This window comes from Burkholderia sp. AU16741, assembly GCF_002223345.1.
GTDB lineage: Bacteria > Pseudomonadota > Gammaproteobacteria > Burkholderiales > Burkholderiaceae > Burkholderia > Burkholderia sola.
The window spans coordinates 44,745-67,536 of record NZ_NKEZ01000010.1 but is presented as its reverse complement, the minus strand read 5'-3'; the positions used below and the strand labels follow the sequence as shown (position 1 = coordinate 67,536).

The window sequence follows — 22,792 nt, the reverse complement described above, 5'->3', positions numbered from 1 at the left end:
ATAAACCTGACTTACTTTAGTGTGAGACTCTTGATACTTTTGCTATCTGATCCGAGGATCAGCTCGCTGCCATCAAGCGCCCACACTTATCGGCTGTTAATTTTTAAAGAGCATTTCTGCGAGGAACTCCGTGTTTCCCGGCAGCGCTGCGTTTTCAGCAGCAGAGAAACGAGATTATGAACCGTGTTTCGCAGCTCGTCAACAACTTTCTACACGACTTCGTTGCGACTGCGGGGCTCAACTTCCTGTACCGCCAAGGCTCGCTACCTCCGAACCCCGACAGCACCGCTTCCCTTCCTCTCGCGCCGTGTTTGCGTTAGCGCGAAAGAGGCGTGATTCTAAGCACCCGCCCCCATCCGCGCAAGCCCTTTGTGAAGAAAGTTTGAAAAAGCCTCCGTGCGCTCACGCGCACGGGGGCTTCGGGCTCGACGGGCCGTGAAACCCGACGCACGCCGCCTTTCAAAGATATGACGAAGGCGCCCTTTCCTTCTATATAAGGGACACGGAACAGGCAAGGAAACTGGCGCGGTCGAGTATCATGCCGCGACCGAACCACGCACTCATATTGACGATGGACAGCACGACTCAATCCGGCGACAGCGACCTTCGCGACGAATACGCGGCACTGCGCGAGCGCGCGATCCTGCTGGAAGAACAGGTGCCGCCGCTTCTGCAACGCATCTCGGACCTGTTGCCGCGCATCAGCGGCGAATCCGAACTGGCGGATAGGCATCGCGAGCGGCTCGTCGGCGCACGCAATGCGGCGCTGGTCTCGATCGAAAACTATCAGCAGGCCATTCCGTTCCTGCAAACGGCCGACTCGATCATCGAGCAGCTGGACAAGACGCCCGAGCGCGACGAAGACATCGAGTGGCGCGAATCGCTGCTCCAACGGCTGGACGAGCTGATCGACGTCGCGGTCGTGATGATCGACGATGCGGACAGCTACTTCGAACACGCGCAAGCCTGCGACCTGTCCAGCGTGCCGAAATCCATCCTCGAGGATTGAGCGGACTGACCCGAAATCGCGCGATGTAGATGCGTCGCGCCACGCCCGCCGACAGTCGCTAGCTGACCTGCCCGTCGCCGGGCCTGCCGCATTCCCCCACGAAACGCCGCTGCGGCCGCCATCCCGCGCGGAGCAGCACGCCGCTCCTACGGCGAATCGAGCGCGATCGTCTCGCTCATCATCGGCACACGGATGTATCCGCCCGCCGCATCGCCGTACGCATGCGCGTTCCCGTCGATCACGTACTGCGCGGTCAACGCACACAGCGTCGCGTCGCGCGCATCGACGGAACGCAGCGTCGATACGTCGATGCCCAGTCGCTCCAGCAAGTGCCGGCGCTGGTTGCGCTTCTGCTTCGCCGACGCCACGGCCTTGCCCAGCATCGCGCAAGTAATCGCATACGGATAGGTTTCGAAGCTCACGCGTCCGCCCGTGTAGCACGCGTCGGTCAGCAACGGATAGGCGTCCGCGAGCGCACGGTAGACGCGCTCCCCCATGAACATCCAGTCGAAGAAGCCCGACGTGCTCGCGGCGGCCTGCTCACGCGACGGCGTCGGGAAACACGAAATCCGTTCACGCGCGAGCGCCTGTTCGGCCGCGCGGCGGCCGCTCCCCGTCCACCACAGGCTCGGCGCGTCGACGCCGACGGCGACAACGTCATGAGCGAGACACAAGGCGGCTAGCGACTCGGGCGCGACCCGCGCCTCCCGGCAGACGACCGTCGCCCCACGCAGGATCACGAGATCGCACAGCTTCCTGTCGCCGCCGACGTCGACGCCCGCCACGGCAGCCGCTTGCCGCGCGACGGATCGGGCCGATCGCATGCGCGTGCGTCAGTCCGCCGGCCGCGCGGCGTACGCGGTGTCGAAGATCGCCTCGAGACCGGGATGGACGCCGCGCATCGGATCGACGACCGACTTCGCCCAGTCGAAGTACGCCTGCTTGCGTTCGAGCGGCCAGTCCGCGGGCGGATGCCGGGCGATGTCGCGCAGGTTGCAGATCTTGTCGGCCAGTTTCACGAGCTTCGCGCGCCGGCTGATGGTGGCCGCGTGCTCGATCTGCAGACGCTTGCGCTCGTCCTTCGGCAGCGACTTGTCGTCCGTGACTTCCATCACGATGTCCGCCACGTCCTTGCCGAACAGCCGCAGCAACTCCTGCTCGGTCGTCTCCGTATCCTCGACCGTGTCGTGCAACACCGCCGCGACGATCACGCGTTCGTCCTCGACGCCGGCCTCGTTGGCGAGCACGTCGGCGAGCGCGATCGGATGATTGATGTACGGCGACGCCTCTTCGTCCTTGCGCCGCTGATTGCGATGCTTGTCCGCCGCGAACGCAATCGCGGCTACCAGCTTCTTCATATTCCCCCCTCGTGTGGCCAGACCCGCGACCGCCGAACCGGCCGCATCCGTTTCCGAACTGCTCATACTACCTGTACGCGATGCCCCTTCCCGCGGGCCGGCATCCCGGCCCGCTCCGCGTCATACGCCGGCCGGCGCACGCTGCAACTCGACCACGTTGACCCGCGCGCCGAACACGTCCCTCACGAGCGGCAGCAGGTGATCGTGGTGCGTCAGGAACAGCACCTGGGTGCGCGTCGACAGATCGCGCAGCGCGTCGAGCCCCGCCTTCGCGCGCGCATCGTCGAAATTGATGAACAGGTCGTCGGCGACGAACGGCAACGCGGTGCGGCTGCCGAGCTGCAACTCCAGCGCCGCGATCCGCAGCGCGAGGAACAACTGATCGCGCGTCCCTTCGCTCAGCCCCGCGACCTCGACCGACGTTCCCCTCGTGCGCCGCGCATACAGCGCGGGCGGCGTCCGTTCGGTATCGACGGTCAGCTTCGCGAATTCGCCCAGCGTGAGCCCGACGAAAATCTCGCCCGCACGCCGGAGCATCGGCCCCTGCTTCTGGTCGCGATAGCGATCCGTCGCCCACTTCAGCAAGCGGCTCGCCGTGGCTGCCTCCAGATACTGTTCGGCCGCGTCGCCCATCGCCGCCAGCGCTTCCTGCCGCTTCGACTCGGCAACCGCCGCGTTCGCCTGGCCGTCGATCGCGCCGAACGCCTGGTCGGCCACGACCTGTTGCTGCGCCAGCTCGTTCAGCCGCTTGCCGACATCGCCCAGCGACTGCTTCACCGCTTCGAGATGCGCGGGCACGTCGGCGATGTCCTGTTCCGCCACCTCGGCCTCGACGGCGGATCGGGACAGCCCGTCGCCGTCGCGCACCAGCGCTTCATGCGCGGCATCGACCGCCTGCCGAAGCTGGCGCTGCCGATCCGAGCGCTCGGCCAACGGCAGCGCCGCGTCGATCGACGCGACGCCGGCCAGTTGCAGCAGCGGCTGGATACGCGCATCGGCGCCCGCCACCGCGGCAGCCGCGTCCGCGACCTTGGCGTCGGCCTGCCGCACGGCCTCGTCGGCTCGATCGATCGCCCGCGCGACTTCCCTCGCGGCCGCAAGGCGCATCGTCAGCCGGCGCGCCACGTCCGGCCAGTCGCCGCTCGCCAGCCATTCCGGCGCGAGCGCTTCGGCAAGCCGTCGCGCACCGGCCTCGAGCGCGGCCAGCTCCGCGCGGATCGCGGCGATCCGGTTGCGCGGCGCGTCGGCATCGGCCAGTTCGGCCGTCACCGTGTTCGCGAGCCCGAGCGCCCCTTCCGCCGCGGCCAGCGTCGCTGCGCTCGCGGACAGTTTCGCGTCGGCCAGCGCGTCGCGCCATTGCGCCTGCCACGCGTCGTAAGCCGCCTGCGCGTGGTCGGCCCGCGACTGCGCGGTCGCGCACCCGCGTTCGGCTTCCCGCGCGCGATCGTCGAGGCTGTCCTTCCGTGCGGCCGCTTTCTCGGCCGACTGGACGAACGTCTCGGCGACGGCGACGAGCGCGGCCAGCCCGTCCGACTCGCCGCCTCGCGAGACCGTCAGCAGCGCCACACGCAGCGCGGTTTCCGCGCCGGCGCGGGCAGCACGCATCGCATCGAGTTCGCGGCGCTGACGATCGAGATCGGCCTGCGCGGCGAACACCGCGTCGCGCTTCGCGAGCCAGTCGCCCATCGCCGCCAGCGGCATGCCGGGCACCGCGGCCGCCGTCGCGAGCGCGGCCCACGTATCGCGATGCGCAGCCAGTTCGCGCTCGCGTTCCTCCAGCGCCGCCTGCCGGCGCGCCACGCCCGCCCGCGCGGATTCGACCTGCTGACGCAGCGACTGCAGCGTCGCCGCGGCCTGCGTCGCGCCGAGCTGCGCATCGACGAGTTCGTCGGCGAGACGCATCGCGTCGTCGACCGCCGGCGCGCCCGTCGCGAGATCGACGGCGCCGCTGCGGACGTCGCCCCACGCGCCGTCGCGACGCGCGCGCGCCGCCAGCACGTCGGCGGTCGTGACGACCTTGTGGTTCTCCGCGAAATGCTTTTCCTGCAATTCAAGTCGTTCGAGCTCTTCGAGCGCACCGTCCCGCGCGTCGCGCGCGGCAGCGGCCGCGCTCGCGCATTCGCTGTCTTCCTTGAGCAGCGCGGCGAGCCGTGCCGCCGACGGCACGTCGAGCGCACGCAGCGCGCCGACCGGCATGCGCCATGGTCCGAGTGCATCGAGCGCGCCGGACAGCGTGCGTTCGGCCGCCGCGATGTCGTGCGCGAGCGCCTGCTCGCGCGGGCCGCTGTTGCGAAAACCCTGGGCATCGGCCAGCGCCGCGCGCAACGCTTCCGGCACGTCGACGGTCGACAGGCGCGCCTGTTGTTCGCGGACCTGCGCCAGTTCGCGCGTGCGTTCGCCGAGCGATTCGCGCGCGCCGACGAGCGCCTGATGCAGCGCGCCGTGTTCGCGCAGCAGGTTCGCGACCGTCTTCAGCGACAGCGCCGTCGGCAACGCGGCGCGCAGCGACGCCTCGTCCGTCGGCCAGCCGAGCTGCGCGGCCGCCGACGACGCGGCGGACAGATGCCGTTCGACGTCCGCGCCGAGCAGCAGCAGATCCTGCGCGTGATTCATGCACGCGCCGCGCAGCCGATCGAGCGCTTCGATATCGGCTTCGAGCGCCAGCGTGTCGGCGTCCGCGACAATCGCATCGCGCGCCTGCCGCTTCGCGAGCAGATCGGCACGCCGCTCTTCGAGCACCTTCTGCTCGGCCGCGAGATCGCCCTGCGCCTTCAGCAGATCCGCATACGCGGTCGGCGGCAACTCGACGACCGCACCCAGTTCCGCCAGCGCCGCGTCCTTGACCGTCAGCTCCTTCAGATACGGCGCGAGCCGCCGCACGCGTTCGAGCTTCGAGCGCAGCGCTTCGAGCCGGCGCTGTTCCGCGCGCGCCTGCTCGATCTGCTGCTCGACCGCTTCGCGCGCGTCCTTGCGATCGACCCAGTCGCGCGTGCGCACCTGGACCGTCTTCAGTTCGGCCACCGCTTCGTTGAACGCCGTTTCGGCCAGCGCAAACGCGCTGCCGCTGCGACGCGGCGCCCACAATTCGAGCGCGCGCGCATCGAGCTCCTCGCGCACCGGCCCGAGGCTGCCGACCCCGGCAGCCGATTCGAACAGCACCTGGCCGAGCTTGTCCGATGCGTCGAGAATGCTACGGCCGCCATCCACCAGCCGCCCGTGATCGAGCCCGAACATCTGCTCGAAGAATTCGCGCGTCGCGCCATCCAGGACGGCCGCCAGATAGTCGTCGGGCAGCTTGTCGTCGGCGGGCGTGCGCAACGGACTGCGCCCGCGCGCACGGTGGAACGCGAGTTCACCCGTGGCGCTCTCCAGCACGCCGCCGATCCGCAATTCGGGCGTGCTGTGCAGGAAATCGAGCGGCGTCTGGAGCTTCATCCCGAACAGCAACTCGGACACGGCCGTGCGAATCGTCGACTTGCCGGCCTCGTTCGGCCCGACGATCACATGAAAATCCTCGCCGGCCGACGGGAACCGCAGCGTTTCGTCGGTGAACTTGCCGTACTTGATCAGATCGAGCTGGCTGATGCGCATCGCTTACTCCCCCCTCGCCAGCCGCGCGAGCAACGCGGGCCCGACCTGCTCGACCAGCGCCGTCAGCTGGCCCGCGCGCGCCATCGTCAGCAACGGCACGTCCTCCTTCACGTCGCTGCGGACCTTGCCGACGAACGGCTTCAGGTCGCGTTCGAGCAGCGCGAGGAAATCGGGATCGTGCGCGGCATCGGCCAGGATCTGCTTCAGGTCCTCCAGCGCTTCGAGCGGTTCGCTTTCGCCCGGCTGACGATCGGCAGCGGACGTCGCGAGCCGGACCTTCTCGAGCCACAGCCGCTCGTTGCCGATGATGCCGATCTGGTTCAGCACTTCCGCACGCAACTGCGGCGCACGGCCGAAAAAGAGGCCGTGCGCGGGCGTGCGCCCGGTGACGGTGACGCGCACCGCGCGCGGCACGTGGCCGTCGACGGTCAACAGCGCCTCCAGCGACTGGCCGATCTTTCGCGACAGATCGGCCACCGACTGGCAATCGGACGCATCGACCGACACGGCTTCCCAGCGCAGCACGTCGAGATACAAGCGTTCGACCTGCGTCCTGCCTTGCTCGACCGTCACGAGCACCGCGCCGCGCCGGCCCGTCTCGCGGATATGACGCCCCTGCAGGTTGCCGGGAAACACGACGGTGGACGGGCCCGTCCATTGCTGGAATTCGTGCACGTGGCCGAGCGCCCAGTAGTCGTAGCCTTTCGCGTGCAGTTCGGCCAGCGTGCACGGCGCATAGTTCGCGTGCGCCGCGTAGCCTTCGAGCGCCGTGTGCAGCACGCCGATGTTGTAGTGCCCGGGCACCGGGTCCGGGTAGCCGATCGCGAGATTGTCGACGACGGCCTTGTCCTTGAAGCTCTGCCCGTGCAGCGCGACGTCGAATTCCGGCAGCCTGACGGTTTCCGGCTTGCGGTGGCCGAACACGGTGACGTTGTCGGGCAGCGTCAGCTTTTTCGTCATCTCGCTTTCGGCATCGTGGTTGCCGCCTAAGACGAACGCGCGGATGCCGGCCTTGCGCAGGCGCCCCATCTGCTGGCCGAAGAAGATGCCCGTGTTGTGATCCTTCCAGTCGCCGTCGTACAGGTCGCCCGCGATCACGAGAAACGCGACTTCCTCTTCGATCGCACGATCCACGAGTTGCCGCAACGCCTCGCGCGACGCGTTGCGCAACTGCGCGGCCGGCGCGTCGGGATACGCGCTCAGGCCGTGCAACGGACTGTCAAGGTGAATGTCTGCCGCGTGGATGAACTTCACGAAGGTTCCTCTGTTTTATGGCGAACGGGCGACGCCGCTCGCACGGGCCGTGCCGTCAAGCGCAGGACCGGTAGCCGCCGGGCTTGCCGCCGCACCGGCGACACGCGCCGGAGCTGATCATGCTGCCCGCTGCAAGCGGGTCGGGATGGTACCTGAAGGCGGGTAACGACATGCGTTCTCCGTCGGTCCGGATGGCGGGGAAGCACACGATACCGATGCGAACCGACATTGTGCCGCAGCACGAGCGAGCGACAGCGATACCGCGCCGTCGAAGAACGGGCAGCGCACGAAATGATGGCCGCGCGATCGTCCGATCGCGCGAATGGTCATGACGGGATGCCCTGGAATGCTATCGGACCGCGCCGGGCGGGCCGGAACGGCACTTTCGTATCGTCTGTCGTCACGGTGTCGATCGGACATGCTGGCCCGTGCCGACCGGCGCTGCGATCGTGGCGGCCGGCTGTCGGGAGCCCTGCTATTTAAGCATGGCGCGCGGGCATTGGGCAGGAGTCACCCGTCGATCCGGGACTGATCGAGCGCGGCGCTTCGGTGATGTTCGTTGGAGGCACTTTCTCACCGACGGAAGCGCTGCCGCCGGGCGACCCTGCGCATGCGCACCGTCGAAGCCCGGCACTTCAACCGCACGTGACCCGCGAACACGGTCGGCAGATACCGTTTCGATGCCGGCTCGCCCGCCGCTCGGCTTGCAGCACGGCAACGCATCGCTATCGGGCAATGCGGGAACCGGGACGGCGGCGGCCCCGCCTTCCCGGCATCGACGATTCGACGAGATCGGTCTTTGCGACCCGATGGTGCCAACTTCAGATCATCGTCTCGCGCTCGGTCAGATCGGCGAACCGCCCCTCATGCGGTGACCAGCCTTTCATGCGGCTGCTCGAGAAAACCGTCTTCGTAGAAGTAATCGAAGAACGTGCGCAACCAGTCGTTGGCTGGACGCAGACTCAATGCGAGCACGTCACCCGCAAGCCGCTTCAGTTGGGTGACGTCGATCGGAAGAATGCGCCCGACCGTCGGATCCGCAACGGGGTTCAATTTCTTGAGTACCGGAATCAGCATCGAAAGCGGATGCGCCGGGTCCTGCCGGACATGTTCGGCCAATGCCGCGAGCCACGCGTCGTAGCTCGTCCGTTCGATCGCGAAGCCTTCGTCTTCGATGAAATCGACCAGCGCGTCCAGCGAGTTCCAGCGCGGGTTGACCACATGCACGCCATGCCCCGCGGCAGTCGGGTCGAGCGACGCACGTACGATGATCCGGCTGACGACGTCGACCGGCAGGATGTTGTCGAACCCCACGTCGCGCGGCGCCTTTCCAAACAGGATGATGCCCTTGATCAATCGACAGAACAGATCGTCCAGGTTCATCCGCCCGCTCACCGCATGCCCGACGATCCGCGCCGGACGATAGACCGTGACGGGAACGCCGCGCGCGTGCGCCTGGGCGAGCAACTGCTCGGCGACCCATTTGCTCTGCTCATAGCCGCTCGTCAGGTGTTCGTGGAACGGCACCGCGAGCGTTTCGGGCAACGCATCGGAATATCGGTTCAGCGTGCCGACCGTGGACACGTAGTGAATCGGCGTCACGCGATGCAGGCTCGCCAGCCTGACGATGTCCTGCGTCGCCAGCACGTTGACCTGCTTCAGCGTCGCGTACGGATAAACGAAGTTGACAAGCGCGCCGTTGTGGTAGATCGCATCGATTCCACGTGCGAGCGCGTCGAATGCAGCCGCCGACAAGCCCAGGTTCGGTTCGCCAAGATCGCCCGGCACGGCAACGATCCGATCGCGGTGCCGCGCGTCCCACAAGCCATGCGACTGCATCGCGGCCTCGATGCGCCGTACGCCGGCCGCCGGATCGTCGGCGCGAACCACGCACATCACGCGCGCGTCGGTCGTCTCGAGCAGCGTATGAAGCAGGTGCACGCCGAGGAATCCGGTCGCGCCCGTGAGCAACACCGTGCGATACGGGCGCCACGCATACGGTTCCCGTGTCTCGATCGTCGGGTCGAGTCGCGCTTCATCCTGCAAATCGACGGCCGGCGTATCGCGACGCACATCGCCATTCGCGATGCTGGCGGCCAGGCCGGCGATCGTCGGGGCGGCCAGCAGCGTTTCCATGTCGATCGGCTGCTGAAGCCGTTCGCCGATCTGATACAGCATCACGGTCGCTTGCAGCGAATCCCCGCCGAGATCGAAGTAATTGTCGTGAATGCCGATGCGCGGCTGCTTGAGCAACACGCACCAGATGTCGTGGATCGCCGTTTCCACCAGGTCGCGAGGCGCCGCCTGGCGGTCATGCTGGCGAACCTCGACGTCACCGGACAGCAGCCGGACGCGGTCGATCCTGCCTTTTGCGGAACGCGGCAGCGCGGCGAGCGCGACGATTGCGCCGGCGGACAGTGCCGGCACGCCGCGCAGCGCGGCCAGCCGGCGCACGATATCCGCGGCGTCGGCCGTCGCGTCCTGATGGAACAGCGCATAGTCCCATTGCCCGCTTTCGGCGATCCGCTCCACGAGCGCGACCTCATCGACACCCGCCTGCCGCGCAACGTCGGCCTCGAAATCGAGCCAGTCCACCGTCGTCTCGTCGGAACCCGCATTCCGGTCGGGCAGCCACGTATGACAGCCATGCTCCGTGTGCCACGCGTCCAGCGTCGTGCGCAACCACGTCCCGTTGCGCGTGACGGTCAGGCTGTCCCGGTCCGGCTTGCCGTTGCGCAGCATCAGATCGGGCACCGAATGCCCCGACACGACGAGCGTACCGAGCGCGTCCCCACCCGCCGGATTCAGATGGGTGTCGGCCACGAACACGGATTCATTGGCCGATTTTGCCGATACCACGCCCGATTCGACGCGATCGAATCCATCGGCCGACGACACCGCATGCGGGAGCGACCACGCGGGCCAGCACAATCGTCGCAAGCGTTTCGCGCCGGGTGCGAGCTCGACGAGCCGCGCGGCGTCCGCACGCGTCAACGAGCGTGCATCGACCACGATCCAGTCGGTGCGAAGCGCGCCGGCCGACAGCATCGAGGAAGCGCGGACGATATGACGCGTCGCTTCCGGGCTGAGGACGATACCGTGCCAGTGCGCGTCCGCAGACGCCGCCCGCCGCACAAACGCGGGATCGCCGGCGCTCGCGATCTGGTGCAGCGACAGCCCGGCACTCAGTGCGCCCAGTACCGTCCACAACGCCGTATGCGACAGCGGCCCGTCGCCGAGCGCAACATCCCGCGACGCACCGGCCGGTAACGTCGCGCCGAACGCGCGCGCGGCTTCGACAAGCTGGGCGTGCGTATAGCGCATGACATGCCAATCGCCATCGATATCGCGCCGCAGCAGCGAGCAGGCGCCCTGCACCGGATCCGACCAATCGTCGAGCGTACCGTCGATTTGCCCGTACATCGGATCCTGCTCGTCGAATACGTAACACATGACGCCGGTCAACGGCGTATGCTGCGCGGTCGTCACGCAGCTTCGCAGCGGTTCCGGCGACCAACCGCCATCGACGATCGCATCGAACGTGGACGACGGCAGATTCGGGTCGGTCATCACGCAATCGACGCCATACGTCAGTCCGGACAGCAGCAACACCAGCCCCGACACGGCGTCATCGCATGCAATCAGCACGCGCTCGCCCGGCCGATAGCCGAAACGTCGCCATTGACGCACGGCACGCTGCACGCGATCGGCAATCGTTCCATAGGTGACGCCGTGCGCGTCACCCGGCGACTCGCGCCCGTCCGGTCGGGAAAAGGCGATCCGATCCGGCGTGCGAGCGGCCTGCGCGGCGATATGCGCGGACAACGTCGCGTCGCCGATCGATGCGTGTGCGGATGCGTCGGGCGCGCCGCCGGCACCCGTCGACGATCGCGCATCGAGCACGAGATCGCATACTTTTCGCGGCGTCGCGTCGATCAGGACTTCGAGGAGTCCGCGGTATTGCGAAGCCATGCGTTCAATGAATGCCGCGTCGAAGCGGGCGGTGTCGTAGGTCAACTGAAACGTCAGCGTATCCGTCGGCAATACGACCAGCGCCAGTGCATAACTCGTTTCCTCGACGGCACGCGGCTCGTCGATCCGCCACCCGCAACTCGCCGCGAGCCGGTCGAACGCATCCCGGCCCGGATAGTTCTCGAATACGTAAAGCGTATCGAACAGCGATTGCTGGCGCGGCACTTCGCTGCATTTCAAGACGTCCGTGAGTGCGCTGGGCGCATGCTGTTCCAGCCGCTGCGTATCGGCTTGCAAGCGCCGCAACCAGTCGGCCGTATCGAGTTCGCCGTCGAGCGTCGCGCGCCACGGCAGCGTGTTGATGAACAGGCCGGCCATGCGTTCGATACCGTCCACCTCCGCGGCACGCCCCGATACGACGATGCCGCCGACAACGTCGTTGCAACCGCCGTAGCGCGCAAGCAGCATCGCCCACGCACCCTGGCAAAGCGTGTTGAGCGTCACCCGGGCGGCGCGGCATGCGCGACTGGCCGCCTCCATCCATCCGGCCGGCATCGTGTCGGCCCGAACCGACAGCGTGCGGCGCGTGTCGGCGCCGCCTGCTGCGCCGTTTGCCGGCGAAGGGCATACCGACGGCGCGAATCCTGCCGGCTTGCGATAGCCGTGCAACAGATCGCGCCAATAGTCGAGCGAACTGTCGCCATGGCGCGTGCGCAGCCACGCAACGTAGTCGCGATAGTCCCGCGCGATGGCAGGAAGCGGCGCGTCCGGGCGGGAATAACGTTGAAACACCTCGCCGAGCAGCAACGGCATCGACCAGCCGTCGAGGATCGCGTGGTGATAGGTCCAGAGGAACCGATGCCGCTCGTGACCGAGCTGGATCAGCGTGACGCGCATCAGCGGCGCGACGCTGAAATCGAAGCCGCGCGCACGATCGCTCGCCAGCAGATGTTCGAATCGATCGGCTTGCTCGTCGGCCACGTGATCGCGCCAGTCGATCACCTCGAACGGCAATCCGACCGTATGCCGGACGACCTGCAACGGATTCTCTTCGTGCAGGCGAATGAACAGCGTCTTGAGTGTGTCGTGGCGATGCACGACCGCTTCCCACGCGCCGCGGAATCGCTCGAGGTCCAGCGGGCCATGCAACACGCAGGAAAATTGCTCGACGTAGATGCCGGAGGCCGGATCGAGTCGCGAATGGTGAAGCATGCCTCGCTGCAGAGGCGTGAGCGGGTAAATCGTATCGACGTTTCGGGTCATCCTGGATTCCTGGTGCGGTCATGCTCGACGAACGCGCGGTATCGCGCGCCGCCGCGTTCAGCGCTCGAGTGCGTCGATTTCTTCCAGCAGCGCGTCGAGCGCGTCCTGGTCGACATCGAGTTGAGGAACGTCGTCGGGTGTCAGACCGCCCACCCCGTCGGCGCTGCAATGGCGAATCAGCATCGTCAACGCCTCTTCGACGCGGCACATCAGGCAGCCGATGCTTTCGTCGACGCCCGGCACCCCGAAGAAGCTCGACTCGACGGTCAGCCTGCCGCGCGACACGTATGCGACGACGTCCAGCAGGTGCGTGCGCCGCTGGCGCGGGCTGCGGATACCCGGCGCCGGTTCGGGCGGCCCGCCGTACAGCGGCGACGACGGCCCCGACAATTGCTCCAGTTGACCGAGATAGGTAAACAGGATCGGTGCGCGCGGAAACGACGTCAGCGCATCGGCGCCGGCCTGCGGCTTCGTGTCGAGATAGCGCAGCACGCCATAGCTCGCGCCCTTTCGCGGCACCTCGCGCAGTCGGGCCTTGACCGACTTGACGAGCGCCGACGGATCCGACGCGTTAGCCGGCGTGTCGATCAACACCGGATAGATCGACGTGAACCAGCCGACCGTGCGGCTCAGGTCGATCGCGTCGCCGAGTACGTCCCGGCCATGCCCCTCGACGTCCACCAGCAACGCGTCGCTGCCGCTCCATGCATGGAAACCCGCGTGCAACGCGGCGATGAGCAGATCGTTTGCATCGGTGCCATAGGCACGCGGCGCCGTGGTTCGAAACGCGTGCGTCAGATCCGCATCGAGCGTGATCGCGCAACTGAGCGACGATTCCTGATAAGCATGCTGAACGATCGAGGTCAGCCCGTGACGCATCAGCGCCACCCGCTTCGGCCCGCCCAGCACCTCGCGCACCTGTGCGTTCACGTTGCGCCAGTAGAGGCGATCGTCGTCGAGCGCGTCGCCCTGCGCCAGCGCAAGCCACTGGTCGACCCAAGCCTTCACGGAACTCGTCTTCAACGGCAACGCCGCGGCCGTGCGGGCACGCAATCGCAAATAACAATCGGCCAGATCCTGCAGCAGGATGCTCCAGGACACGCCGTCGATCGCCATGTGATGGACGACGATCAACAGCCGGCTGCTCGACACACTCGTGCTCTCGAGCCACCTGACCGCGATGAGCCGGCCGCCCTCGAGGTCGAGGCTGCTCTGCGCGGCGTCGATCGCGCTGCGCCACATGCGTTCGCAATGCCGGCCGGACGAGTCGATACACGGGACAACCGCAAAATCGACGGCGTCGGCGTCGCCGGCGAACACGTGCCGCATTCCGTCGCCGTGCGCGACGAACCGGGAACGCAACACGTCGTGATGGCGCATGACGACGCGAATCGCCTCGGCCATGACGTTCGCGTCGGGCGTCTCGCCGAGCGGAACGAGCAGCGCCTGGTTGAAGTGCGAACGATCGACGTCGACGCGCTCGACGAACCATTGCGCCGCCGGACCGAGCACGGTCTCGCCCTGCACCGGCCCCTGATCGACATCGAGACCCGGCGTCTCGCGCACCACCGTCGACAGGCTCGCCACGGTCGTATGCAGGAAGATGTCCTGCGGCTTCAAATACATGCCGTCGAGCGCGGCCCGCGACACGATGACCGCGGCCAGAATCGAATCGCCGCCCAGTTCGAAGAAATCCTGATCGACGCCGACGGACGGCTGGCCGAGGACATCGGCCCAGATCGCGGCGAGTTTGCGTTCGATGTCGGACGACGCGCCACGGTCGGCCCGCTCGCTCGCGCGAGGCAGCGGAAGCCCGCCTGCGTCGAGTGCGCCGCCCGCGTCGAGCGGCAGCCGGTCGAGCACCATGATCGCGTCGGGGTGCATCGAGTCCGGCAGCGCATGCTTCAGTGCCGAACGAACCGCGTGTTCGAGTGCATGCGCATCCGCGCGGCCATCCTCCGCGACGAGATAGGCGACCAGCATTTCCTGCGTGTCCCGAACGACGCACGCACCGGCGACGGCGGCCACGCCGGGAATCGCGGAGATGGCCTGCTCGACCGTGCCGATCTCGATCGGCACGGGCCGGTGACGCGCGACCCGCGACGAAGGATCGGCGCACAGCAGGTCGCCGCCACGGCGGACGACCGACACGCCGGTGGGTATCAGCGTCGTGTCCGGGCGCGCGGTTTCGAGCGGCGCCCCCGCACCCGATGCGCGGATCGACGCGCCGTCGAAGAAATGCAGTTTTCCGGCCTGACGATCGTCTGCGAAACTTCCGGACGATCCGAGCGCGAACGCAACGCGCCCCGGATACGACGGCGCCAGCAATTGCCAGCCGTCCGGCCCGGCCGCGAACGCACACAGCGCCGAACCGGTGTCCGAGTGCTGCACCGGAACGAAGTACGCCGCTGCGGCTATCCGGTTGGCGGCGGCGAACGACTTCAACGGTTGCGGATGCTCGCCGTACGCGACGAGCGCGCGTGCCCGCCCCATGCCGGCGACATCGGCACGTTGCAACAGAAGCGACGGCACGAGGAGCGACGGGCCGTCCGCGAGCAACCGGTCGAGCGCCGCGTACGCGCTGTTCGCGATCGCCGGGTCGCCGGAAGCGAGCGCACCGATGGCGGCCTGCCCGGACAGTCGAGCCGTGCCGCCAACGAGTACGACCTGGGCCAGCGCCGCTGCCGACAGCCCGTCATGCGCGCCGTGCGGAACGAGCGTCGTTACGTTGGCGTCGAGATGAAGCAATTGACCGACATAGTCGAGCAGCGGCTCGACCGCCGACGCGTTGCCTGCGGCAACGCCGTCGGCACGCGCGGCGGCCTCGCGCGCATGCACCACTTCGATCGCGTCGATCTCCCAGCCGGACCACCCGTTGCTACGACCGCGGCACACTGCGTCGGCCGTGTCGTCCGACACCGTATAGCATGCGCCCACGGCACGGATCGCGAGCAACGCGACCGCGCGCTCGGCGACACTTTGCAGTCGGAGTTCGACACGTTTTCCGGCACCGATTCCGAGGGCATCCAGTTGCGCACGGACGGCACGAATCGCATCGCGGACCTCGCCGTCGCTGATCGCGCGATGGTCGAATTGCCAGACCACGCGCGAGGCATCCTGCGGCATCTCGGATTCGACATGGGACGTGCGACGCACGAATGCGTCGGCCGCGGCAATGCGGTTTCGCGCATCGTCGCTCGGTGCGGTCGCGAGCGTGTAATGGTGCAGAGAACGGCTGGTGTCAGCCACCACCTGCTCGACGAGATGCGCATACTGGCTCGCGAATCGCTCGATCGTTCCGTCGTCGAACAGATCCGTATTGAACGTCCAGGCGGTCAGATATTCGTCGCCGAGATCCTGTACGTTGAGCGTCAGGTCGTGTGTCGCGCCGCGCGTACCGGTGCTCGATGCGGCGAGACGCTCACGATAGAACGGCACGCCATCCCCGCCTTCGGCGGCGAAATCGCCGCGAGCCTGGTTCCAGTTGTACATCACCTGGTAGATCGGCGACCGGCTCGGATCGCGCGCCGGACGCAGTGCCTCGACCAGCAACGGAAACGGATAATCCTGGTGATCGAGCACGCGCAGCATCATCTCGCGCGTGCGCCGCAGCAGATCGTCGAATGTGTCGTCCGGCCGGACTTCGCACGCGAGCACGACCGTGTTCACGAAATGGCCGACCACGCTCTCGCTGCCCGGCGCATTGCGCCCGGAAGTCGGTGCGCCGATCATCAAGCGCGCCTGCCCGGTATGAAGGTGAAGATGCAATTGATAGACCGCGAGCAGCAGCATGTACGGGGTCACGCGCAGCAACCTGGCCGTGTCGCGCACCCGATGCGATAGCGTCGCGCCGAGCGACCGGTCGTACACGCGGCCATGCTCGGTTTTGCGCGGCGGGCGCAACCGGTCGGTCGCCAGGCTCAGTGCCGGAAACCCGTGTGCCAGCTCGCGCCGCCAGAACGCCGCGAGATGCTCGCCGTCCGCGCCGTCGAGCCGGGCGCGCTCGTGTTCGACGCAATCCTTGTACTGCACCGGCAGAGGCGGCAATTTCAGCGGTTCGCCCGCGCGGGCAAGACGGTAGAGCGTGCGAAGCTCGTTGAGCAGGATCTCGAGCGACCAGAAATCGGCGGCGATGTGGTGGACGTTCAACAGCAGCACCACGCGAATCGCGTCGGCGCCGTCGTGCTCGTTCAGCAGCAGCTTGAGCCGGATCGGCGATTGCGTCAGGTCGAACGGGCGATTCGACTCTTCGTCGATCCACCGGCGGATGGCGGCTTCGTCGGCCGCGAACACGCGATCGACCGAGAACCGGGCGCGCGCTTGCGACCCGACCTGCTGGCGCGGCTCGCCATCGATCACGCGGTACGCGGTGCGCAGGATCGGGTGGCGTGCGATCAGATAGTCGACACAGCGACGCAGCACGGACAGGTCGACGTCGTCGTCGATGCGCGTCGCGTACGTCACGTTGTACGCCGCACTGTCGGGATTGAGCTGATGCAGCGACCAGAGCGATTTCTGCGCGAACGAGAGCGGGTAGGTGCCCGCCGTTCCCGCGAATTGCTCGAGCAGCGCGATGAGTGTCGCCTTGTGGGTCTTCAGCTCGTCGACGAGCGAAGGTGTCACCGCGCCCTTCGGCGCCTTGTATTGCAACTTGCCGTCCTGGGCCCAGAGCTCGATGCCGCGCCCCGCCAGTTCGTTGATGAATTCGATCGAGCTCACAGCTCTCCTCCTTCCATTTCGACGCCGAACGTCGCTTCTCCCGACACCACGTCGATCCGGTCCGCGGCGCGCGATGGCGGTGTTCCGTCGAGGGCCCGCGACTCGCCGCGGTCGAGCGTCGCCATGATCGTGCGCACGACGTCGTCGAGCGTCGCGCCTTCGAGCAATCGCCCGAACGGAACATCGACGCCCAGCTCGCTACGCAATGCATTGCGGAATTCCGCGGCCATCAGCGAATCGAGCCCGAGTTCGATCAGCGGGATATCCGGCGCGATCCGCTCGCTCGACGTATGCAGGGTCGCGGCGATTGCGTCGGTGAGATGTCCGCGCAGCAATTGCATGCGCTCTCCGTCCGGCAACCCCGCGATGCGCTCGCGCAAGCCAGGGCCGGTGCCGGCCGGGCGATGCGCCGGCGGCGGCGTCGGCACGAGTTCCGACAACAGTGCGCCCATCGCCCGGCTCGGGCTGCGCTTGATCAGCGTATCGACGTCCACGTTCCAGATCTGCGTCTGCCCGTCCGGTTCGGCGGCCAGCGTGTCGAACACGCGCAGTGCGACGTCCGGCTCGAGCGGCTTGAGACCGAACGATGCGATGCGGCGCAGTTGCCGCGCGTCGAGCTGATCGACCATCCCGTTGCCGCCCCACAGGCCCCAGTTCATCGTGTGCCCGGGCAGGCCGTCCTGGTTGCGCAAGGCCGTCAGCGCGTCCACGTAGGCGTTCGCGGCGGCATAGGCGCATTGCCCCGGGGAGCCGATGCAGGCCACGATCGACGAAAACGACACGAAGTGCCGCAGCGGCAGATGCGCGGTCGCACGATGCAGATTCAACGTTCCGGCGACCTTCGGCGCGAGCACCTTCACTACGTCGGTCATCGGCTGGGTCGCGAGCAGGCCGTCGTCAAGCGTGCCCGCCGCATGCAGGACGCCCACGAGCGGATGCGCGGAATCCGCCTCGAGCGCATGGACGAGCGCGTCGACGTCGGCGGCCGACGCGACGTCGGCCGCCACGAATTCGACGATCGTGCCGTGCGCATCGGCGATCGATGCAAGCCGCGCGCGTTCGCTGTCGGCCGGCACCTGGCGGCTGGCGGACACGATCTTCGGCACGCCTTTCCGGATCAACTGCTCGATCACCCGCGTGCCGATTGCACCGCGCCCGCCCGTCACCAGATAGGCGCCGTGCGCAAGCGGTTGCGCCGCGCCGGCGTCGCGTGCGACGAGCCGCGGGACGTATACGGTGTCGCCATGCGACACGAACTGCGTCTCGCCGGTCGCCGCGGCGCCCGCCAGTGCGGTCAGCGCGCTCGCGCAAGACACCGCATCCGGTGACGGCAGATCGACCACACACACCGGAACGTCGCCGCTCTCGTGCATGAGGCTGCGGGCGACGCCCCAGGCGGCCGCCTGAAACGGCGACACGCGCACGTCGATGCCGGGCACGCGCTGCGCCGCCTGGGTCACGATGCAGACGGTCGGCGTGCCCTGCGGCCAGCGGGTCGACTGCACTTCGCGCCAGATGTTCGCGAAGCGCCGGTAAGCTGCGCCGACCGCGGCGAGTTCGTCTTCGGATCCCGCATCGTCCATCGACGGCCACACGTAGAGCAGCACGGTCGGTCGTGCATTCGGGCCGTCGAGTGCGTCGTCGTCGAGCGCGGCACGAATGCGCCGGGCACCTGCATCGTCGTCGAACCGGTCGTCCACCGGCAGCGCCGCGATGGCACACGCGTTGCCAGCGTCTTCACATGCGCGCGCCAGCATCGCGTCCAGCGCGGAACCGCTGCCGATCAGCACGAAATTCGCGTGCGCGTCGTCCCCTTCATGTTCGGCCGCCGCAAACGGCCGCCAGACGAGCGTATTCAGCGCGACAGGCTCCGCAGCCCGCTGAAATCGGCGCGGATCGACGGCCATCAGCCGCAGTCCGGAGACGACGGCGACGCAGTTGCCCGCGTCGTCGTACAACCAGAGATCCGCGGTGGCAAGGCTGCGCTTCACCCGCGCACGCACCGCGCACCACACCGCCCGCACGCCGGGCATCGGCATGCAAGCGATCCGCTCGATGCCGATCGGCACGAAGGCGGTGTTCAGTTCCGCATCCCAGAGCGCGCCCGCGACGGTCTGAAACGCGTTGTCGAGCAGCGCCGGATGAACGATGCGGACGAGGTCGTCCGCGCCGTCCGGCTCCATTTCGATTCGGGCCAGCGCCACGTCGCCGTCCCGCGACAGCGCGCGAATCGAGCGAAATGCGCCGCCATATTCGAGGCCGGTGGCCTGCAAGCGCGCGTAGAAACCGTCGACAGGCAACGCGTCGCCGCATTGCGCGCGCCATGCGTCAAGTGCCGGCACGTCGGGAACGCCGTGCGTCGTCCCGATCTGCGCGGCGCATTGCAACGTCCATTCGGGTTCCGAAGCGGCCGTGTCGTGACAGGCGTGAATGTCGATCCGCGCGCCTGCTTCGCCCGGATGCGGAGTATCACCTGCGTGCACGACCGTGCCGAACGTCACCGCGTGGCCGGGCTCCAGCGTGAGCGCGTTATCGAACGACACGTCACGCGCGACCAGCCAGCGGCCGGCCATCGGTTCGGCATCGCCGCCATCGCGCCGCGATCCGGCGTCGAGCAGCGCCTCGACGAACCCTGCCGCCGGGAAAACGAGTTGCCCGTGCACGCGGTGTCCGCCCAGAAACGGCAGATGCCGATCGGATACCTCGCTCTCGTAGCGAAGGTGGTCCGATGCCGGAATCGCGAGACGCCGGCCCAGCACGCCGCGACCGGCGGTCCGCCGCGCGCCGGACGCGCTCGTCAGCACGTTCGCCCGCTGCGCCGGCTCCCGCGCATTCACCCAGTAGCGGTGTGCCTCGAGCGGATACGGCGGCAGCACGCCGCGGCGCGCGGCTTGCCGCATCGGCGCACCGGTTCGGGAGCGCTCGTATGCATGCCAGTCGACACGCCGGCCACACATATAGACATGTGCCAACGCACGCAACAACTGCTCGGTCTCGCGCCCGTCATGGTTCATCGACGGCAGCGCCATCACGTTGCCACGATCCGCCCGCTCCGCCGCGCATGCGGTGACGAGGCTCGAAAGCGTCTTGCCAGGCCCGATCTCGACGACCGTCGTCACCTTGTCGTCGAGCAGGGTGTCGACACCCGCACGGAAGGCCACCGTGGCCCGCACGTGCTCGACCCAGTACGCGGGATCGCACAGGCGTTCGCCCTCGAATCGACCCGTCACGTTGGACACGATCGGAATCGCGGGCGCGCGATACCGCACGGTCGCGGCGACGGCGCCGAATTCGGCGAGCATCGGCTCCATCAGCGGCGAATGGAATGCGCGCGATACCGCCAGCGCCTTCGTCGCGATGCCGCGCGACGCGAACAGTTGCTCGATCGACTCGATCGCGTCCGGGTCGCCGGACACCAGCACGCTCTCCGGTGCGTTGTCCGCCGCGATAGCGACCCGTCCGGGGTAGTCGCGCACGGCATCGGCCACCTGACGCACGCTCGCGAACACGGCGAGCGCACGGCCCGGCGCGGTGAGCGTATCCATCAAACGCCCGCGCGCCGTCACGAGGCGGCAGCCGTCCTCGATCGAGAACACGCCGGCGATGCACGCAGCCACGTACTCGCCGATGCTGTGGCCCATCACGACATCGGGCACGACGCCCCAGTGCATCCACAAGCGCGCGAGCGCGACCTCGAGCGCGAACATCGCCGGTTGCGTGTAACGCGTTTCGTTTATCCGGTCCTGATGGTCGCCCCACAGCACGTCCACGAGCGACAGTTCTCCTTGCGCTTCGATATGGCTGTCGCATGCGTCGAATACGTCGCGAAACGGCGCGAAATCCCGATAGAGCTGTCGAGCCATTCCGGCGCGCTGCGCGCCCTGTCCGGTAAACAGGAACGCAAGCCGATCGCGAACGCCGCCGGGCTGCCCGCTCCGGACCGTTAGGGCCCGCGCCGCGTCCGACAGCGCATCGAGCAGCGTGTCGCGAGCATCCGCGACGATCGCCACGCGATGGCGATGGCTGTCGCGCGCGAGACGCAGCGCGCGGGCGACCGCGTCGGGCGCCAGCGACGCGTCTGCCCGCACGTGCGCCGCGCAGTCTTCGATCGCCTGCTTCAACATCGGCGCCGTGTGGGCGGACAACGGCCAGATGTCGTGACGCGCGTGACCGGCCAACGCGACGTCCGCGTCGGGTTCCGCCGCGCGCGCCTCCTGCCATGCCTCGACGATCAGGTGTGCGTTCGTGCCGCTCATGCCGAACGAGCTGATCGCCGCCACGCGCCGGCCCGGTCGGGACGACGGCCACGCCGCATGCTCGGTCGGCACGCGAATGCCGTTCGCATGCCAGTCGACGTGCGTGGTCGGCATATCGAAATGCAGGTGCCGCGGCAGTTCGCCCTTCTGCAGCGCGCACACGACCTTCATCAGCCCGGCGACCGCGGCGGCCGATTCGAGGTGCCCGATATTCGTCTTGATGCTGCCGACGTACAGGTCGCCGGTGCGATTCGTGTCGCGGCAGTACACGTCCTCGAGCGCACGCAGCTCGATCGGATCGCCGAGCGGCGTACCGGTGCCGTGCGCCTCGACGTAGTCGACGTCGGCCGGCGACACGCCGGCGTGCTCGAGCGCCTCGCGGATCACGTCGCGTTGCGCGCGGCCGTTCGGCGCCGTCATCCCGTTGCTGCGCCCGTCGTGATTGACGGCGGAGCCGCGGATCACCGCCCGGATCGGCCTGCCCTGCGCCCGCGCATCGGACAGCCGCATCAGCGCGACGACGCCGCAGCCTTCCCCGCGCACGTAGCCGTCGGCGGCCGCGTCGAACGTCCGGCAGCGGCCGCTCGGCGACAGCGCCTGAAGCTCGCTCAGCGCGATCGTCATCTCCGGCGACAGCATCAGGTTGACACCGCCCGCGAATGCGACATCGGACTCGCGGGTACGCAGGCTATGGCAAGCCAAATGGACGGCGACGAGCGACGACGAGCACGCGGTGTCGAGATGCAACGCCGGGCCATGAAATCCGAACAGGTAGGAAATGCGTCCGGCCGCGAAGGGCCGCGCGGTACCGAGCGAGGTCTGCGCATAACTGAGCGTGTCGGCTGCTACGCCTTCGCTGACGCGCGCGTAGTCGTCGACCGACGAACCGACGAACACGCCGGTTCGGTACGACGCGATCGTTTCTCGCGAAAAGCCGGCGTCTTCGAGTGCTCGCCACGTGCATTCGAGCAGCAGCCGCTGCTGCGGATCGATGTGCGGCGCCTCGCGCTCCGACACGCCGAAGAATCCCGCATCGAAACGATCGACGTCGTCGATGAACCCGCCATGCCGGCTGTAGCTGGTATCGCGCCGGCCCGGCCGCGGATCGTAGATCGCATCGGTCCATCGGTCGGCCGGCACGGGGCCGACGGCGTCGGCCCCGTCCGCGAGCATCGACCAGAGCGCGTCGGCGGAATCCGCGCCGCCGGGCAGCCGGCAGCCCATGCCGACGATGGCGATCGGTTCGTTCATCGCGCTGCGCGCGTCGGCCAGTTCGCGTTGCAGCGCGTCGATCTTCAGCAACGCTTGCTTCACGGGGGTAAGGGGCGCGGCGGGCGCGCGGTTGGACTCGGTCATGTGTACCACTCCAG

At 67.8% G+C, this 22,792-nt stretch carries 8 protein-coding genes; 1 reads left to right on the top strand and 7 read right to left on the bottom strand.

Going from position 1 to position 22,792, the window contains the following annotated elements:
• The first annotated feature begins 571 nt into the window (after positions 1-571).
• On the top strand, positions 572-1,009 hold the full coding sequence (locus CFB89_RS29120; RefSeq protein WP_256979792.1) for an ATPase: 438 nt from the start codon (positions 572-574) through the stop codon (positions 1,007-1,009).
• A 146-nt stretch (positions 1,010-1,155) separates the two neighbouring features.
• Here CFB89_RS29120 and CFB89_RS29115 read toward each other — a convergent pair whose 3' ends face one another.
• From CFB89_RS29115 to CFB89_RS29085, 7 genes are all read right to left on the bottom strand, one after another.
• The gene (locus CFB89_RS29115) at positions 1,156-1,833 is read right to left on the bottom strand and encodes a DUF429 domain-containing protein (protein ID WP_089470977.1); all 678 of its coding nucleotides are present in this window, start codon (positions 1,831-1,833) and stop codon (positions 1,156-1,158) included.
• Between the two features lie 9 nt (positions 1,834-1,842).
• Positions 1,843-2,367, bottom strand: coding sequence for an HD domain-containing protein (locus CFB89_RS29110; protein WP_089470976.1), 525 nt, complete (start codon positions 2,365-2,367; stop codon positions 1,843-1,845).
• A 120-nt stretch (positions 2,368-2,487) separates the two neighbouring features.
• Positions 2,488-5,958: a YhaN family protein gene (locus tag CFB89_RS29105; RefSeq protein ID WP_089470975.1), complete on the bottom strand. Its 3,471-nt coding sequence runs from the start codon at positions 5,956-5,958 to the stop codon at positions 2,488-2,490.
• A gap of 3 nt (positions 5,959-5,961) precedes the next feature.
• Complete coding sequence (locus CFB89_RS29100) at positions 5,962-7,212, bottom strand: DNA repair exonuclease (RefSeq protein WP_089470974.1); 1,251 nt, start codon at positions 7,210-7,212, stop codon at positions 5,962-5,964.
• A gap of 864 nt (positions 7,213-8,076) precedes the next feature.
• Positions 8,077-12,447: a thioester reductase domain-containing protein gene (locus tag CFB89_RS29095; RefSeq protein ID WP_089470973.1), complete on the bottom strand. Its 4,371-nt coding sequence runs from the start codon at positions 12,445-12,447 to the stop codon at positions 8,077-8,079.
• A 57-nt stretch (positions 12,448-12,504) separates the two neighbouring features.
• Entirely contained in the window at positions 12,505-17,166 is a 4,662-nt protein-coding gene (locus CFB89_RS29090; RefSeq protein WP_089470972.1) for a condensation domain-containing protein, read from the bottom strand.
• The gene (locus CFB89_RS29085) at positions 17,163-22,778 is read right to left on the bottom strand and encodes a type I polyketide synthase (RefSeq protein WP_089470971.1); all 5,616 of its coding nucleotides are present in this window, start codon (positions 22,776-22,778) and stop codon (positions 17,163-17,165) included. Before CFB89_RS29085 ends, CFB89_RS29090 begins: the two co-directional genes overlap by 4 nt.
• Between the last annotated feature and the right edge of the window lie 14 nt (positions 22,779-22,792).

What these genes read in the sequence shown, in the direction of transcription:
- CFB89_RS29095 (WP_089470973.1), bottom strand. Translation starts at nt 12,447, where the DNA reads ATGACCCGAAACGTCGATACGATTTACCCGCTCACGCCTCTGCAGCGA.
- CFB89_RS29120 (WP_256979792.1), top strand. Translation starts at nt 572, where the DNA reads ATGGACAGCACGACTCAATCCGGCGACAGCGACCTTCGCGACGAATAC.
- CFB89_RS29110 (WP_089470976.1), bottom strand. Translation starts at nt 2,367, where the DNA reads ATGAAGAAGCTGGTAGCCGCGATTGCGTTCGCGGCGGACAAGCATCGC.
- CFB89_RS29115 (WP_089470977.1), bottom strand. Translation starts at nt 1,833, where the DNA reads ATGCGATCGGCCCGATCCGTCGCGCGGCAAGCGGCTGCCGTGGCGGGC.
- CFB89_RS29105 (WP_089470975.1), bottom strand. Translation starts at nt 5,958, where the DNA reads ATGCGCATCAGCCAGCTCGATCTGATCAAGTACGGCAAGTTCACCGAC.
- CFB89_RS29085 (WP_089470971.1), bottom strand. Translation starts at nt 22,778, where the DNA reads ATGACCGAGTCCAACCGCGCGCCCGCCGCGCCCCTTACCCCCGTGAAG.